Annotated in this window: 14 protein-coding genes and 1 pseudogene; 9 read left to right on the top strand and 6 right to left on the bottom strand. The window is 66.8% G+C overall.

What is annotated here, in order from left to right; genetic code table 11:
- Positions 1–189: 189 nt before the first annotated feature.
- Complete coding sequence (locus ALIDE2_RS21360) at positions 190–483, bottom strand: hypothetical protein (RefSeq protein WP_013721274.1); 294 nt, start codon at positions 481–483, stop codon at positions 190–192.
- Positions 449–1,579: an IS630 family transposase gene (locus ALIDE2_RS21355; RefSeq protein WP_013721273.1), complete on the bottom strand. Its 1,131-nt coding sequence runs from the start codon at positions 1,577–1,579 to the stop codon at positions 449–451. Before ALIDE2_RS21355 ends, ALIDE2_RS21360 begins: the two co-directional genes overlap by 35 nt.
- A 210-nt stretch (positions 1,580–1,789) precedes the next feature.
- Here ALIDE2_RS21355 and ALIDE2_RS21350 point away from each other — a divergent pair.
- From ALIDE2_RS21350 to ALIDE2_RS21340, 6 genes and pseudogenes are all read left to right on the top strand, one after another.
- Positions 1,790–2,827: pseudogene (locus ALIDE2_RS21350) on the top strand (IS630 family transposase).
- A complete protein-coding gene (locus ALIDE2_RS24735; protein WP_193353132.1) occupies positions 2,817–3,011 on the top strand; it encodes a hypothetical protein in 195 nt (64 codons plus the stop codon). The pseudogene ALIDE2_RS21350 and the gene ALIDE2_RS24735 overlap by 11 nt, the downstream one beginning before the upstream one ends.
- Before the next feature lie 202 nt (positions 3,012–3,213).
- Complete coding sequence (locus ALIDE2_RS24730; RefSeq protein ID WP_013723104.1) at positions 3,214–3,459, top strand: helix-turn-helix transcriptional regulator; 246 nt, start codon at positions 3,214–3,216, stop codon at positions 3,457–3,459.
- On the top strand, positions 3,456–4,733 hold the full coding sequence (locus ALIDE2_RS21345) for a type II toxin-antitoxin system HipA family toxin (protein ID WP_013723103.1): 1,278 nt from the start codon (positions 3,456–3,458) through the stop codon (positions 4,731–4,733). The genes ALIDE2_RS24730 and ALIDE2_RS21345 overlap by 4 nt, the downstream gene beginning before the upstream one ends.
- Positions 4,702–4,992 carry a hypothetical protein gene (locus tag ALIDE2_RS24725; RefSeq protein WP_202945487.1) on the top strand — a complete coding sequence of 97 codons (291 nt, stop codon included), beginning with the start codon at positions 4,702–4,704 and terminating at the stop codon, positions 4,990–4,992. Before ALIDE2_RS21345 ends, ALIDE2_RS24725 begins: the two co-directional genes overlap by 32 nt.
- Positions 4,993–5,528: 536 nt before the next feature.
- Entirely contained in the window at positions 5,529–6,281 is a 753-nt protein-coding gene (locus ALIDE2_RS21340; RefSeq protein WP_013520732.1) for a tyrosine-protein phosphatase, read from the top strand.
- Between the two features lie 57 nt (positions 6,282–6,338).
- Here ALIDE2_RS21340 and ALIDE2_RS21335 read toward each other — a convergent pair whose 3' ends face one another.
- Entirely contained in the window at positions 6,339–6,770 is a 432-nt protein-coding gene (locus ALIDE2_RS21335) for an HU family DNA-binding protein (RefSeq protein ID WP_013520731.1), read from the bottom strand.
- A 227-nt stretch (positions 6,771–6,997) separates the two neighbouring features.
- On the opposite strand from ALIDE2_RS21335, the gene ALIDE2_RS21330 reads away from it, so the two are divergent.
- Positions 6,998–7,780, top strand: a complete 783-nt coding sequence (locus tag ALIDE2_RS21330; RefSeq protein ID WP_013520730.1) for a PhaM family polyhydroxyalkanoate granule multifunctional regulatory protein — start codon at positions 6,998–7,000, stop codon at positions 7,778–7,780.
- A gap of 24 nt (positions 7,781–7,804) precedes the next feature.
- Positions 7,805–9,055, top strand: a complete 1,251-nt coding sequence (locus ALIDE2_RS21325) for an FIST signal transduction protein (RefSeq protein ID WP_013520729.1) — start codon at positions 7,805–7,807, stop codon at positions 9,053–9,055.
- 59 nt (positions 9,056–9,114) lie between these two features.
- On the opposite strand, the gene ALIDE2_RS24720 is transcribed toward ALIDE2_RS21325, so the two are convergent.
- From ALIDE2_RS24720 to ALIDE2_RS21310, 3 genes are read right to left on the bottom strand one after another with little or no spacing between them, the layout of a single operon-like run.
- Positions 9,115–10,221: a peroxidase-related enzyme gene (locus tag ALIDE2_RS24720; protein WP_013520728.1), complete on the bottom strand. Its 1,107-nt coding sequence runs from the start codon at positions 10,219–10,221 to the stop codon at positions 9,115–9,117.
- Positions 10,218–11,684 carry a SidA/IucD/PvdA family monooxygenase gene (locus ALIDE2_RS21315; protein WP_013723102.1) on the bottom strand — a complete coding sequence of 489 codons (1,467 nt, stop codon included), beginning with the start codon at positions 11,682–11,684 and terminating at the stop codon, positions 10,218–10,220. Before ALIDE2_RS21315 ends, ALIDE2_RS24720 begins: the two co-directional genes overlap by 4 nt.
- Before the next feature lie 22 nt (positions 11,685–11,706).
- Positions 11,707–12,696, bottom strand: a complete 990-nt coding sequence (locus ALIDE2_RS21310) for a Bug family tripartite tricarboxylate transporter substrate binding protein (protein WP_013520726.1) — start codon at positions 12,694–12,696, stop codon at positions 11,707–11,709.
- Positions 12,697–12,910: 214 nt separating this feature from the next.
- On the opposite strand from ALIDE2_RS21310, the gene ALIDE2_RS21305 reads away from it, so the two are divergent.
- Positions 12,911–13,894: a zinc-dependent alcohol dehydrogenase family protein gene (locus ALIDE2_RS21305; RefSeq protein WP_013723101.1), complete on the top strand. Its 984-nt coding sequence runs from the start codon at positions 12,911–12,913 to the stop codon at positions 13,892–13,894.
- Positions 13,895–13,896 lie beyond the last annotated feature (2 nt).

Genomic DNA, 13,896 nt, shown 5'->3' with positions numbered 1-13,896 from the left:
GCGTCAAACGCAAGATGAGCAACTACAACGTGCGTCATCGCGGCGCCGTACTGCATCAGGCACATCAGCCGCACCCAATTATTAATTAAATGAACAGTATTGCATCTAGCGGGAAATTGCACCATCCGTGCCGACATTTCATTCATGTCACGGCACTAGTACAACATCCCTGAAATACATTTATGTATTTCAGGATTCAAGATAGGACGCCAGGAGAGTGGCGACGAGCTCGGCGGTCTGCTTCAGGTCGGCAGCGGGGGCCGGCAAAGGCTCCCAGCGGCCGGTGTGGCTGCGAAACGCTGCCGTGTACTTGTTGCGAGCGACCTCGCTCAAGCGTGCCACGGTATCGACGTCGTCGTCGCGGTGCATCTGGATCAGCAGGTGCTTGCCATAGGGACGCACATGGGCCGCGGTGCGGCCGGTGAATTCGGCGAGATGGCGCTGCAGCTCAGCGGCGCTTGCTTGGGCGAGGGGTGTGGGCATGGCGGGTGAACCTCCTGGGTTCGCCAGTTTGCAGCTCGAAGCCGGCGAACGTCCACTTGAACGGCTTGGGCGAGACGTTGCGCTGTGCGATGAAGGCCTCGGTGCGCTGGCGCAGATGCTGGGTGGAGGTATGGCTGGCGTGGCGCAGGACGCGGCGCGAGTAGATGCCGAACAGCAGTTCGATCTGGTTGACCCAACTGGCATGCAGCGGCGTGAAGTGAAAGACGAAGCGCTCACCGTGCCGGCTGTTGAAATCAGCCCACACCGCCTGCGCGCGGTGCGTGTTCAGGTTGTCCCAGATGACGTGCACGGTGCCCTGGGGATAGGCGCATGCCACCTCCTCCATGAAGGCCACCAGATCGTCCTGGGTGCGTCTGTCGGTGCAGCGGCCCAGCACCCGGCCGGAATGCACGTCCAGCGCGGCCGTCAGCGCCTGCGTGCCATGCCGGATGTACTCGAATTCGCGGCGGCGTGCGCGCCCAGGCTGCGGGGCGCGGTCGGCATGCTTGCGCTCGATCGCCTGGATGCCGGTCTTCTCGTCGATGCTCAGCACCACCGAACCCAAGGGCTGCTGGCGGTACAACTCACAGATGGCGTTGACCTTCTCGCGAAACTGCGGGTCAGGACTGTGCAGCCACTGCCGCACGCGGTGCGGGCGCACATCGCCGGCTTGCAAGATGCGCTGCAGGTGACTGCGGCTGATGTGCGGCACGACCCCGCGCTGCACGGCGCGCTCGCACAACTCATTCAGCGTCGGCGTGGCCCGGCCAAGACCTTCGGCCGGCTCGCACGCCAGGGCCAGCAGTTGCAGCCGCTGCGCGTCAGCGATGCGCCGCGGTCGCCCGGGACGCTGGACCTCACGCAGCCCCGCCATGCCTTGGCTCGCCACGCGGCTGCGCCACTTCGACACGCTGGGCAGCGACAGGCCCAGCGACGCAGCGATCGCCGCCGTCGTCAGACCCTCGTCGGCCATCAGCGCGATCTTGGCTCGCACGACGTCGCGCTGGGCTGCCGTGCTCTGGCGCACCAACGCTTCGAGCGCCTCGCGCTCCTTCTTTGACAGCTTGACAACTTGTGCTCGACGGCCTCGCCTCATGAGGCGTCGAGCTTACATCAAAAACCCCTTATAGAAAACATATTTACGGGATGTTGTACTAGGTGATCGCGTGCACATATCCTGGAGAGACGCACAGCCCCGCCAACTCGTCAAAGATCGCTTGTTCAGATCGCATCGGTTTGGCGACCTTCTTATTGATTCGGCCCAATAAAGTTTGAACTTTTGCCATGAAGCCGTGTCCGAGAAAACATGGACAAAGAAGACGCCAGAAATCAAACCTTGGTACAGCTGCATGAGAGGCGCAAACAAGTGGTGCGCTTGCACAAACGCGGCACAAAGGTGATGCAAATCGTGGCGATGACAGGCTTGAGCTACCCGAGCGTGAGGAGGTGCATCGATCTGTACGAAGCGGGTGGCTGGGCCGCCATCAAGCCTGCGCCTCGCGGGCGCGAGCGCGGAGCTGGACGGGTCTTGAGTGCAGCGCAAGAGCAGGCCATCCAGCGCACCATCATTGATCACCGGCCCGAGCAGTTGAAGATGGATTTCTTCCTGTGGAGCCGCCCTGCCGTGGCCGAACTCATCGAGCAGGAATACGGCATTCGCCTGCAGCCACGCAGCGTGGGCAAATACCTCGCGCGCTGGGGCTTTACGCCACAAAAACCGCTCAAGCGCGCATACGAGCAAAAGCCCGAGGCGGTGCAGGCGTGACTGCAAGGGGAGTATCCCGGCATCGAGCAGCGCGCCCGCGCCGAAGGCGCCGAGATCCACTGGGGCGATGAGACCGCACTGGTCAACACCGATGTGCGCGGGCGCAGCTTTGCGCCCAAGGGTAAAACCCCGGTGGTGCCCACGGTGGGCGGCACGCGGCACAAGCTGTCCATGATCGCCACGGTCACCAACCAGGGCAAGACGCGCTGGATGATCATCGATGAGGCCTTCAATGCCGACAAGCTGATCGAGTTCATGCAAGCCTTGATCCAGGATGCAGGCAGAAAAGTCTTTCTGATTCTGGACAACCTGCGGGTGCACCACAGCCGCGTGGTCAAAGCCTGGGTGAGCGAGCGCAAGCAGCAGATCGAATTGTTCTATCTGCCCAGCTATAGCCCGCAGCTCAACCCAGAGGAGCGCCTGAACGCCGATCTCAAGCAGGAGATGGGCAAGCGTGTGCCAGTGCGTACCAGGGCAAAGCTACGCGAGGCGGCCAATGCCCACATGCACATGCTGCACAACAACCCGCAGCGGGTGATGAGCTATTTCCAGGATCCGCACGTGCGCTATGCCGCTTAAAACTTCATCGGGCCGGATCAATAAGACGATCTATCGGGAACTCAAGGCATTGGGGGCATCGGAGGATGTGGCCAACCAAGTGGCGGGTAACTGCCACCGCTGGTGGCGCGACAGCGGCGGAGCCATCAAGCGGGTGCTGACCATTGCGTACTTCGACCGGTTGGGAGTGCCAAGACTGTCATGACTCGAGGCGGTCAACGTGGTGGGGAATGCCGTGGGGCGGAGGCCGGTGGTGAATCAATCGGATGCGGTAGTCACTGCGTGAGATTTCCCGAACAGGATATTTCTCAGCGCTCCAAAACGAGTAAATGCATAATTTCCCGATCGGTTAATTTATTTGACAGTCCCTTTATCAGTCAGGATAATTTCCCGAACAGGAAATTCACATGCCTACACTGATTGAAACGCCAGAGCACTTGGGCGACGTGGTGCGCCATACCCGAAAAGCACTCAGCCTGACCCAGCCCCAACTAGCGCTTGCAGCCGGCGTGGGGGTGCGGTTTATTGTTGATCTGGAAGCAGGTAAGCCGACCGTCCGACTGGAGAACATCCTGCGGGTTCTTCAGGTGCTGGGTGCAACGCTAAGCGTGTCGAGTTCAGAAGACAGCCAGACACAGGCTGGCCCGAAATGAGCCGCGTCCTGGAAGCCTGGCTGCTGGGGCAGCACGTCGGACAGCTTGCACAAGTCGATGGTCGGCTGAGTTTTTGCTACTCAACGCAATGGCTGCAATCCGCCAACGCACGTCCACTGTCGCATCACCTCCCCTTGCAGGCGGAGGCTTTTGACGACAAGGCCACGCGCCCCTTCTTTGCCGGCCTTCTGCCTGAAGGCGATAAGCGCAGACTGATTGCCCAGACCTTGCACGTCTCGCGCCAGAACGACTTTGCCCTGCTCGATGGCATCGGCGGTGAATGCGCTGGGGCGGTCAGTCTGCTAGAACCTGGCCAGCGGCCCGATCTCATCGCCTCGGCGCAGGCCGTGCGATGGTTGGACGAGGCAGAACTGATCGCGCTCCTGGATGAACTGCCCCTCCGCCCCATGTTGGCTGGGGAGGAAGGCTTGCGCCTGTCACTGGCGGGGGCGCAGGACAAGCTGCCCGTTGTCTTTGCCGAGGGACGCGTCGGCCTGCCTCTGCAGAACACCCCAAGTTCCCACATTCTCAAGCCAACCATTCAGGCTGTAGAAGGCAGCGTGTTCAATGAGGGCTTCTGCATGGCACTGGCCGCGCAGATGAAGCTGACTGCCGCCAGCGCAGCCATCCATCGCGTGGCTGATCGCGTGTATTTGCTGGTGGACCGATATGACCGCGTGCGCCAACCCGGAGGTGCCTTGCTGCGGCTGCACCAGGAGGACTTCTGCCAAGCATTGGGTATTGCACCCGAGTACAAGTACCAAAACGAGGGCGGCCCGGACCTGGCCCAATGCTTCGCGCTGATACGCAAAACCACACGCCCAAGCGCTCCGCACATTTTGCGCTTACTGGACTACGTGATCTTCAACGCCCTGATTGGCAACCACGATGCGCACGCCAAGAACTTCTCCCTGATCTACACCGGACGCGGTACGGTGTTGGCACCGCTCTACGACGCGCTATCGACAGCGGTCTACGACAACCTCACCGACAAGATGGCGATGAAAATCGGCAGCAAGTACAAATTCACCGAGGTTCAAGTGCGGCATTGGGAACAGTTTGCACAGGCTGCTGGGCTGTCACCCGCACAGGTCAAAAAAAGGATCCTGGCTCTGGCGCGCCAGTTGCCCTCAGAAGCGGCCTCCCTGCGTTCTTTGTTTGCCACACGGGAATTGGATCACGACATACTCGGTGAGGTCGTAGGTCTCATCGAACGGCGTTGCCAACTCACCTGCAAGCGGCTTGAAGCCGCAGGGCCTGGTGGTGATGAATGAAGGTATTCATCCGTTGGCAAGCTGTGCTCAAAAGCTTGAGCAGCTCGAACAAGAAAACACTCGCCTGATTGCATTGCTCGAAGCCCACGGAATCGAGTGGCGGCAGCGAAAGCCAATTGCCCTTGCATCCCGACAACAAGAATCCTCCCGGCTGTCCACCGCCGAGAAGGTAGCCCTGTTCCGACGCCTGTTTCGCGGGCGCACGGATGTTTATCCAGTCCGCTGGGGAAGCAACCAGAACCGCATCAGAGGGGCATAGCGCCGAGGGCGTGCAGCGCGTCGCCGCGAAGGGTGTTAAGAAACCTGGATGACAGGTTTACCCGCGATGGCTGTGAGGCCAGCGAGTCATGAAAATGGCACGAGTGACGTGCCAAATAAATAGCCGCAGTGACGCGGTTGCCCTGGCGAAGGCATGCTTTTGGGGGCCGTGCTGCCAGTCTCCTGGGATGGTGCGCCAACCCCATTCAAACCCAATGGTCGAAAAGTGTTCGGAGGAGATGGAAGGTTTTTGGGGGCGCTGCTGTGACAGGCATGATCTCGATCGTGTTCAAGTGATGGAGGGTGTCACGGTATAAGTCATTGATTTATTGGTGTTACCATTGTTTTAAGTCGTATGAGCACATCCAAGACCAATGCAGGTATGCAATGCTTTGTTTCGACTCATAACCCAAAGGTCGGAGGTTCAAATCCTTCTCGCGCAACCAACAAGAAGAAGGGGTTACGACATGGTCGTAACCCCTTTTTTCATGCATTTGCCGGCGGGCCGTTGCCCGACGCCATAACGGTTACCTTGGCATGGATGATTTTTCGCGTTCCTTATCGCTTGCCGGCGCCTCCAATTTCCGCGATCTGGGCGGGTATGCGGGGCGCGATGGCCGCATCGTGCGGTGGCGCCGGATCTTTCGCTCCGACCACCTGGCTGGCCTGACGCCCCAGGATGCGCATGTGCTGGCCGAACTGGGGCTGGCGCGTGCCGTGGACTTCCGTGGGCGGGTGGAGAGCTCCGCGCTGAGCTATGCCTTGCCCGACGTGCGCTATTACGCGCTGCCCATCGAGCCCACGGTGGTGCAGCGCGCCAAGGAGATGGCGCAGACGGGCCAGAGGATGACGGAGCCAAAGGCCGTGGAGCTGATGCAGGACACGTACCGCGCGTTCGTGTCCGACAACGCGGCCCAGTTCGCGGGGCTGTTCGAGCAGCTGCTTGCCGAGGATACGCCGCTGGTGTTCCATTGCACCGCGGGCAAGGACCGCACGGGGTTTGCCGCCGCGCTGATATTGCTCGCGCTGGGCGTCGATCGCGATGTGGTGATGCAGGACTATCTGCTCACCAACGGCCTGTACCGCCGCCCGGAGAGTCTCAAGAGCAGCGCGCCCGAGGAGGTGCTGAACGTGATCTGGCGCGTGCGGGAGGATTTCCTGCAGGCCGCGCTGCAGGCCGTGGACCGTGATCATGGCGGCGTGCAGCGCTACCTGGAGCGGCGCCTGGGCGTGGACGAGGCGGCCCGCAGGCGGCTCGCCGATCTGTATCTGCAGCCGTACAGGGTCTGACGAACCAAAGAAAAAGCAGCCCGAGGGCTGCTTGCTTCTTGGCGGGGCCTGCGCAGGTCAGAGCGTCGCGTCCTTGAGCTTCTTGAGGGCGCGGGTCTTGATCTTGACCGATGCAGGCTTGGCCGGGAACCAGCGCTCCTCGCCCGTGAACGGATCCTTGCCGAAGCGCTTCTTCTTGGCCGGCACTTGCTGCAGGCCGATCTTCAGCAGGCCGGGCAGCGTGAATTCGCCGGAGCCCTTCTTGTGCACGGAGCCCAGGATGGCCGTTTCCAGTGCCGCGAGCACGGCCTTGGCGGCCTTGGGCTCGACGCCAGCCTGCGTGGCCAGGTGGGCGACCAGCGTGGTCTTCGTGAAGGCGTCCTTCACGGGCTTGAGTGCGGCGGCGGGCGCCGCGGCCTTCTTCACGACTGCCGTCTTGGCAGGTGCCGCGGCCTTCTTGGCGGCGGTGGTCTTCTTCGCCGGCGCGGCGGTTTTCTTTGCAGTTGCCATGGTGTTGGAAATTATGGGAAGTGTTGAAGTGCATGCCATGCCGGGCACGGAGGCAGGCCATGGAATTCTAGGCGCTGTATGCCTGCAGAGGTGCCGTATTCACGCGGGTTTGCACGAGAAAACCACGCATGCAGGCGGCCTGCGGCGCTGTCCGCCACGTGCCGGGAGCGGCGCATTGGCGGTAAGCTGTCGCACACCATACCCTGCGTGATTGCATAGGAGTACCCATGAGCGACACAACTCCCTTTGGCTTCGGGCGCTTCGTCCCGGGCTTCGACTTCCTGCAGAACCTGGCCAAGGGCGCCGCTGCGGGCATGCCCGCGTTGTCGGGCTGGGTGGCGCCCACGATGAGTGTCGAGGAGATCGACAGGCGTATCCAGGAGCTCAAGACCGTGCAGTTCTGGCTGGAGCAGAACGCGCGCGCGCTCACCGCCACGGTGCAGGCGCTGGAGGTGCAGAAGATGACGCTGGCCACGCTGCAGGGCATGAACGTGGCCATGGGTGACATGGTCGGCGCGTTTGGCGCCGCGCATGCCGCCGGCGATGGCGGCAGCGCCACGCGGCAAGCCGCGGCGGCGCCTGCACCGGCTCCCGCGCCGGAGCCGGCGCCGCAGCCCGAAGCACCCGCGCAGGAGGAGCCGCGCCGGGCCGAAGCGCCGGCCCAGCCGGAGTCCGCACCGGCAGGGCCTGCGGCGCCGGGCATGGTGGACCCCGTGCAGTGGTGGGGCGCCCTCACCAACCAGTTCCAGCAGCTTGCCGCCAATGCCTTGAAAGATGCCGGCGCCCACCGTGCGGCGTTCGAGAGCACGCGCGACATGGCCAGCGGCGCGTTCAAGGCGGCCACGGACATGGCCGCGCAGATGGCGGCCCAGGGCATGCACGGGGCAGCCGCCGCGGCCAGGCCCAAGGCCGCGGCGGAGCCCGGCGCGCAGGCCAAGCCGGCTGCAAGGCCGCGCCCGGCCGCGCGCAAGACGGCGGCCGCGGCCAAGAAGCCCGCTGCGCCGCGCTAGCGTGCCGTACGCCGGGGGCGAGCCATGAAGCTCTTTCCCAATGCCCATGCCACCCACCCGCAATGGCGCATGGCGGCTGCCCTGGTGCTGGCGCAGCTCAAGGCCCAGATGGCCTTGCCGGGCTATGCCCGGGCGCCCACGCTGGGCCTGCTCTACATCACGGACCACTATGCGGACGATGCCGCCGCGCTCCTGCGCCATCTGGCCGAGGCGCTGCCCTCGGTCACCGACTGGAGCGGGACCGTCGGCGTGGGTGTGGCGGGCAACAACGTGGAGTATTTCGACGAGCCCGCGCTCTCGCTCATGCTGTGCGACGTGCCGAGCGCGCAGTACCAGGTGTTTTCCGGCGTGGCGCCGCTGCAGCGCGGCGCCGCGCACAAGGCGCTGGTGCATGCCGACGGCCAAACGCCCGATCTGGCCGAACTGCTGGCCGAGATGGCGGAGCGCACGGCCAGCGGCTGCCTGTTTGGCGGCGTGGCCGCCAGCCGTGGGCGCAGCGTGCAGTTTGCGCAGCATGCCGGGAGCGACGGGACCAGGGGTGGCGTGCTTTCGGGCGGCCTGTCGGGCGTGGCCTTCGGGCCGCAGGTGGACTTGGTGTCGCGCGTCACGCAGGGCTGCCAGCCCATCGGCCCGCAGGCCGTCATCACCGAGGCGCGGGACAACGTGGTGCTGCGGCTCGACGGCCGGTCCGCGCTCGACGTGCTGCTCGGCGCCTTGGGCGTGACCCTGGCGGGCGACCCGCAGCCCGCATTGCGCGCCGTGCGGGCCACGCTGGCGGGCCTGTCGGATGCGGATGGGCCGCCGCTGCGGCACAGGGGCCACATCGGCGCCGACGCGCGCGTGCGGCACATCGTGGGGCTGGATGGCGCGCGCGGCGGCGTGGCGCTGGCCGACCGGGTGGAGGCGGGCATGCGGCTGGTGTTCTGCCAGCGCCATGCGGCCGCGGCGCGGGCCGACCTGGTGCGCATCTGCGCCGAGATCCGCGAGGAACTCGCGCCTGAGCTGCAGGCCCCGCAGGCGGTTCCCGCAGGGAGCGCCGCGCCAAGGGGCGAGCAGATGCCCGCGCGCCGCCTCTGCGGGGCCCTCTACGTGAGCTGCTCGGGCCGCGGTGGGCCGCACTTCGGCGGCCCCAGCGCGGAGCTGCAGATCGTGCGCCGGGCGCTGGGCGACGTGCCGCTCACGGGCTTCTTCGCCTTTGGCGAGATCGCGTCGCACCGGCTGTATGGATACACCGGCGTGCTGACCGTGTTCGCAGGTCCTGGCTCGGAAAATTGAGCGTTTTTGGCCTTCAGCGCCCGTGTATCAAGCGCTGATAGCTATCAAAACGGGTGCATTCAAGGATGTACTGCCTCGCCCAGGTTGAGCATGAGGCGGTTGGCCCAGGCGAACAGTGCGATGGCGTGCACCGTGTCCAGCAACTCCAGGTCGCCGAGGCCCGCGGCGCGCAGCGGCGTCAAGTGCTGCGGCCCGAACCCGCCGGGCGCGCGCGTGAGGGCGGCGCTGGCCTGCACGATGGCGCGCTCGCGCGCGCTGGTGCCGGCGCTGTCGGGGTCGGTGAAGACCTGCGCGATCACGTCGTTGCGCTTGGCCAGCTGCTCGAAGCGCTGCGCGTGCACCGAGGCGCAGTACACGCAGCCGTTGATGCGCGAGACCACGGTGGTAGCCAGCTCGCGCTCGGCGCGCGGCAGGCCGCCGGGGGCGTACATGATGGCGTTGAATGCCTGCGAGCGTTCGGCCAGCACGCGCGGCTGGTGGGCCAGCACCAGGTAGAAATCGGACGTGCGCGCCTTGGGGTGGCTCGCGTCCAGCACGGCGTTCTGCTCGGCGCTGGCCGAGGCCGGGTCCACCACGGGCAGCCAGGCCTTCCAGTCCAGCGTCTCGCTGGTGTAGCCATTGAGGCGCAGCGGCTCGCCGGGTGGGGGCAGGTTGGCGGGGTGGACGAAGGGTGCGTCGGGCTCGCCTTGCGCGGGCGCCGCGCCCTCCGTTGCCGGGCCCAGTGCGGCCAGGGCCGCCACGCCCGCGACCAGGCGCGCCTGGTAGGCCACGAAGCCGATGAGCTGCGCGAGCAACACCACGTCCGACGTGGGCAGGCCCGCGCCGGGCAGCGCCAGCAGGGCCGCGCGGTCGGCTGCGGCGGGCTCGGTGGCCAGCAGGTGCGCGAAGCGGGTGATGACCTGCCAGCGCGCGTCCTGCACGGGCGCTGGCAGGCGGGCCAGCTGCGCGCCGTAGTGCGCGGCCAGCGCCGCCACGCCGCTGGCGGCGGCCACGGCCTGCGCCACGGCCAGGCGCTCTGGCAGCGGCAGGCCGCCGGGCAGGGCGGGGGCCAGCAGCAGGTCTTCGCAGGCCTGGGTGGCTGCGATGGCCTTGGCGCGCTGCTGGCGCGCGGCCAGCGCGTGGGGGGCATTGTCCAGGTGGGTGAGCTGGTCGATGGTGTCGGTCATGGCGATGGCAGTACGCGTTGGGATGTATCGGCGGGCGTCCATTCGTCGCCCAGCAGTTCGGGTTCTGCATAGGCCTGCAGCACGGCGTGGTGGTGCTCCACGTCCTCGCGGTACAGCAGGCCGGCGATGCCGCTGGCCAGGCGCCGCGCGCCGTCGCTGATGGCGGGGATGTCGCCCGAGACGGTGCCGTGCGACAGCGCCGCCGGGTAGCAGAAGCAGTGGATGCGGTCCAGCCCCGGGCAGGTGCCGGGCGCCTTCTCCTGGAACTCGAACACGGGGCCGAGGTCGGGCGAGTCGAACAGCTCGCGGTCCTCCTCGCCCGGCGGGGGCCGGTAGCGCTCGCCCCAGGTGCGCACGTGCCGCGCGAAGGGCGCGAACTCGGGCTTTTGCGCCCAGTCGATGGCGAAGCCCGTGGCGAGGATCAGGAAGTTGAACGCGAACGTGCCCCGGGCCGTGGCCACGCGCAGCTCCCGCCCCGCCTGCGTGACGGCGTGCACCGCGCAGCCGAAGTGGAAGAACGCATTCGCGTGGCGCGACACGCGCAGCGTGCTGCCGTGCGGCGGCGGCACCTGCTGCGCGTTGATGTAGTGGCGTATGCGCCATTTCCACGCATCGGGCAGGTCGTAGTGCCCCTGCGTGAGGCCGGGCACGCCCGAGCCCTTGGACTTGTTCACCATGGGCATGGCGGCGCGCCGCGCGATCAGGTCCACGCTGGCCGCGCCGCATTCGAGCGCCGTGCTGGCGCTGTCCATGGCGGACGACCCCATGCCGATCACGCCCACGCGCTTGCCCGCCAGCGTGGCGTAGTCCAGCACGTCGGAGGAATGCGCCCACAGGCCGCGCTCCACGTCCTGCATGAAGGGCGGTATCTGCGGCCCGCCCAGGCCGTCGCGGCCCGTGGCCAGCACCACGCGGCGCGCCAGCCAGGTGGCGTGGCCCGCGGGGGCCTGCACGTCCACTTCCACCAGGCCGTCGGCGCGCGGGCGCACGGCCGTGGCGGCATGCCCGTTGCGCACGTCGGCCCCGGTCACGCGGCGGTACCAGCGCAGGTAATCCATCCACTGCAGGCGCGGGATTTTGTCGAGCGCGTCCCAGGCATCGCGGCCCCACTGGGCCTCGAACCAGGCGCGGAAGGTGAGCGACGGCACGCCCAGCGCGGGGCCGGTGAGCTCCTTGGGCGAGCGCAGGGTCTCCATGCGCGCCGTGGTGGCCCAGGGGCCCTCGTAGTCGGCGGGGGCTCGGTCCAGCAGCACGGCGGCCACGCCCTGCTGCGCCAGCGCCATGCTGGCCGCCAGGCCCGCCTGGCCGGCGCCGATGACGAGCACGTCGATGACGGCCTGCCCGCCGTGGCTGCGGGTGGGCAGCCAGGGGCGGGCGCGCCAGTTGAGGGTCAGCAGGTCGTGCGCGAGGCGTTCTTCGAGGGCGGCCAGGCCGGCCATTCCCATGGGGGGCGAAACAGACATGGAAGGTGCGGGTGCGGGGTGGTCAGTTGATGCTGATTTTCGCGTCCTTGACCACCTGCGCCCACTTGGCGCGGTCCTTGCGTACAGTCTGGCGGAACTGCTCGGGCGTCTCTATGCGCACCGCGTTGCCCTGCGACTCGAAGCGTTGGCGCAGCTCGGGCTGCTCCAGCACCTGGCGCAGCGCGGTGCTCAGCTTGTGCACCACGGCGGCGTCCGTGCCCTTGGGCGCGAAGATGCCGAACCAGATCGAGCTGTCGAAGCCCTGGGTGCCGGGCAGGCCGCTGGACGCGATGGTGGGCACCTCCTGCACGGCTGCCACGGGCTTGGCCGTGGTCACGCCCAGCAGGCGCACGCGGCCAGCCTTGTAGTGCGGCAGCACGGTCTGCACCTGGTTCATGATGCAGCAGGTCTCGCCGCGCAGCACCGAGGTGATGGCCTCGGGGCCGCCCTTGTAGGGCACGTGGACCATGTTCAGGCCCAGGCGCGCATTGAACTCGGCGAACGCCATGTGCGTGCCCGTGCCGTTGCCGGTGGAGGCGTAGTTGTACTTGCCGGGGTTGGCCTTGACGATCTCGACGAACTCCTTGAGGTTCTTCGCGTCGATCACGTTCGGGTTGATGGTGAGCACGTTGGAGACGTCGATCAGCGGGCCCACGGGCACGAAGTCGGCCTCCACGTCGAAGGGCAGGTTCTTGTACAGGGCCGCGTTGCTGCCGTGTGTGGCCGCCGTGCCGAAGGCGAGCGTGTAGCCATCGGGCCTGGCATGGGCCACGTACTCGCTGGCGATGTTGCCGGCCGCGCCGGACTTGTAGTCGATGATCACGGGCTGGCCGAGCTTCTGGCTCAGGGGCTCTTGCACCGCGCGCGCCACCACGTCCACGCCCGAGCCGGCCGGAAAGCCCATGATCAGGGTGATGGGCTGCCTGGGCCAGTCGGTGGCCTGGGCGAGTGCCGAGGCGGTGGTCAGCAGCATGGCCGCAGCGGTGGCGGCGCGCCGGAGAAGAGGGTGCATGGCGTCTTTCCTTGTGATGGATCAGTGCGATGTTGCGCCGAATCATGTATGAGTGGCGCAGCCGCCGCCATTGTGGGGAAATTCACATGCGCCCGTGCTATATGCATATGGGCGGCGCGCGGGTTGCGCAGGGTCCGCGGGCTTGATCCGCACGGGGCAAACGCAGAAGATGCAAGCCTGACCGCCACCCGGCGGAGCCAGACAGGGGGTGTGTATGCGTGCCATGGTCCTTGAGCAGCCCGGCCGTCCGCTGCGGCTGACCGAGCTGCCGCAGCCCGTGCCCCGGGACGGCCAGCTGCTGCTGGCCGTCGAGGCCTGCGGGGTGTGCCGCACCGACCTGCACCTGCTCGATGGCGAGCTGCCCGACCTGGTGCTGCCCGTGGTGCCCGGCCATGAAATCGTGGCCCGGGTCGCGGGCCTGGGGCCCGGCGTGCAGGGCTGGCGCCTGGGCCAGCGGGTGGGCGTGCCCTGGCTGGGCTGGACCTGCGGGCAATGCCACTTTTGCACCAGCGGACGCGAGAATCTGTGCGACCGGGCCCGTTTCACGGGATACCAGCTCGACGGCGGCTATGCCGAGTACACGCTGGCCGATGCGCGCTATTGCCTGGCCTTGCCCGAGGAGCCGGCCGCCGAGCACCTGGCGCCGCTGCTGTGCGCCGGCCTCATCGGCTACCGGGCGCTGCGCATGGCGGGCGATCCGCAGCGGCTCGGCGTCTACGGCTTCGGCGCGGCGGCGCATCTCATCACCCAGCTCGCGCGCGCCCAGGGCCGCGAAGTCTTCGCCTTCACCCGCCCAGGCGATGGCGCCAGCCAGGAATTCGCCCGCAGCCTGGGTGCGAACTGGGCCGCGGGCACCGACGAGGCCCCGCCGCAGCCGCTGGACGCGACCCTGATCTTCGCGCCCGCGGGCCCCCTGGTGCCCATTGCCCTGCAGCACCTCGACAAGGGCGGCTGCGTGGTCTGCGCGGGCATACACATGAGCGACATTCCCGGCTTTCCCTATGCCTGGCTGTGGGGAGAGCGCAGCATCCGCTCCGTGGCCAACCTCACGCGCGAAGACGGCCTCGCGTTTTTCGAGGCGGTCCGGCAGGTGCCGCTGCGCAGCGAGGTCAGCGTGTTCGCGCTGGAGCAGGCGAACGAGGCCCTGGAGCGGCTGCGCCAGGGCGCTCTCCAGGGCGCGGCGGTGCTGTGCATGTGAGG

Source organism: Alicycliphilus denitrificans K601, from assembly GCF_000204645.1.
GTDB lineage: Bacteria > Pseudomonadota > Gammaproteobacteria > Burkholderiales > Burkholderiaceae_C > Alicycliphilus > Alicycliphilus denitrificans.
The sequence above is the reverse complement of the archived record's forward strand: the minus strand, read 5'-3'. Positions and strand labels throughout refer to the sequence as shown.

Bases quoted from the DNA above. Each gene is read 5' to 3' on its own strand.
- ALIDE2_RS21310 (WP_013520726.1), bottom strand. From the start codon at position 12,696: ATGCACCCTCTTCTCCGGCGCGCCGCCACCGCTGCGGCCATGCTGCTG.
- ALIDE2_RS21325 (WP_013520729.1), top strand. From the start codon at position 7,805: ATGAAGCTCTTTCCCAATGCCCATGCCACCCACCCGCAATGGCGCATG.
- ALIDE2_RS21340 (WP_013520732.1), top strand. From the start codon at position 5,529: ATGGATGATTTTTCGCGTTCCTTATCGCTTGCCGGCGCCTCCAATTTC.
- ALIDE2_RS21305 (WP_013723101.1), top strand. From the start codon at position 12,911: ATGCGTGCCATGGTCCTTGAGCAGCCCGGCCGTCCGCTGCGGCTGACC.
- ALIDE2_RS24720 (WP_013520728.1), bottom strand. From the start codon at position 10,221: ATGACCGACACCATCGACCAGCTCACCCACCTGGACAATGCCCCCCAC.
- ALIDE2_RS21360 (WP_013721274.1), bottom strand. From the start codon at position 483: ATGCCCACACCCCTCGCCCAAGCAAGCGCCGCTGAGCTGCAGCGCCAT.
- ALIDE2_RS21335 (WP_013520731.1), bottom strand. From the start codon at position 6,770: ATGGCAACTGCAAAGAAAACCGCCGCGCCGGCGAAGAAGACCACCGCC.
- ALIDE2_RS21330 (WP_013520730.1), top strand. From the start codon at position 6,998: ATGAGCGACACAACTCCCTTTGGCTTCGGGCGCTTCGTCCCGGGCTTC.
- ALIDE2_RS21345 (WP_013723103.1), top strand. From the start codon at position 3,456: ATGAGCCGCGTCCTGGAAGCCTGGCTGCTGGGGCAGCACGTCGGACAG.
- ALIDE2_RS21355 (WP_013721273.1), bottom strand. From the start codon at position 1,579: ATGAGGCGAGGCCGTCGAGCACAAGTTGTCAAGCTGTCAAAGAAGGAG.
- ALIDE2_RS21315 (WP_013723102.1), bottom strand. From the start codon at position 11,684: ATGTCTGTTTCGCCCCCCATGGGAATGGCCGGCCTGGCCGCCCTCGAA.
- ALIDE2_RS24735 (WP_193353132.1), top strand. From the start codon at position 2,817: ATGCCGCTTAAAACTTCATCGGGCCGGATCAATAAGACGATCTATCGG.
- ALIDE2_RS24730 (WP_013723104.1), top strand. From the start codon at position 3,214: ATGCCTACACTGATTGAAACGCCAGAGCACTTGGGCGACGTGGTGCGC.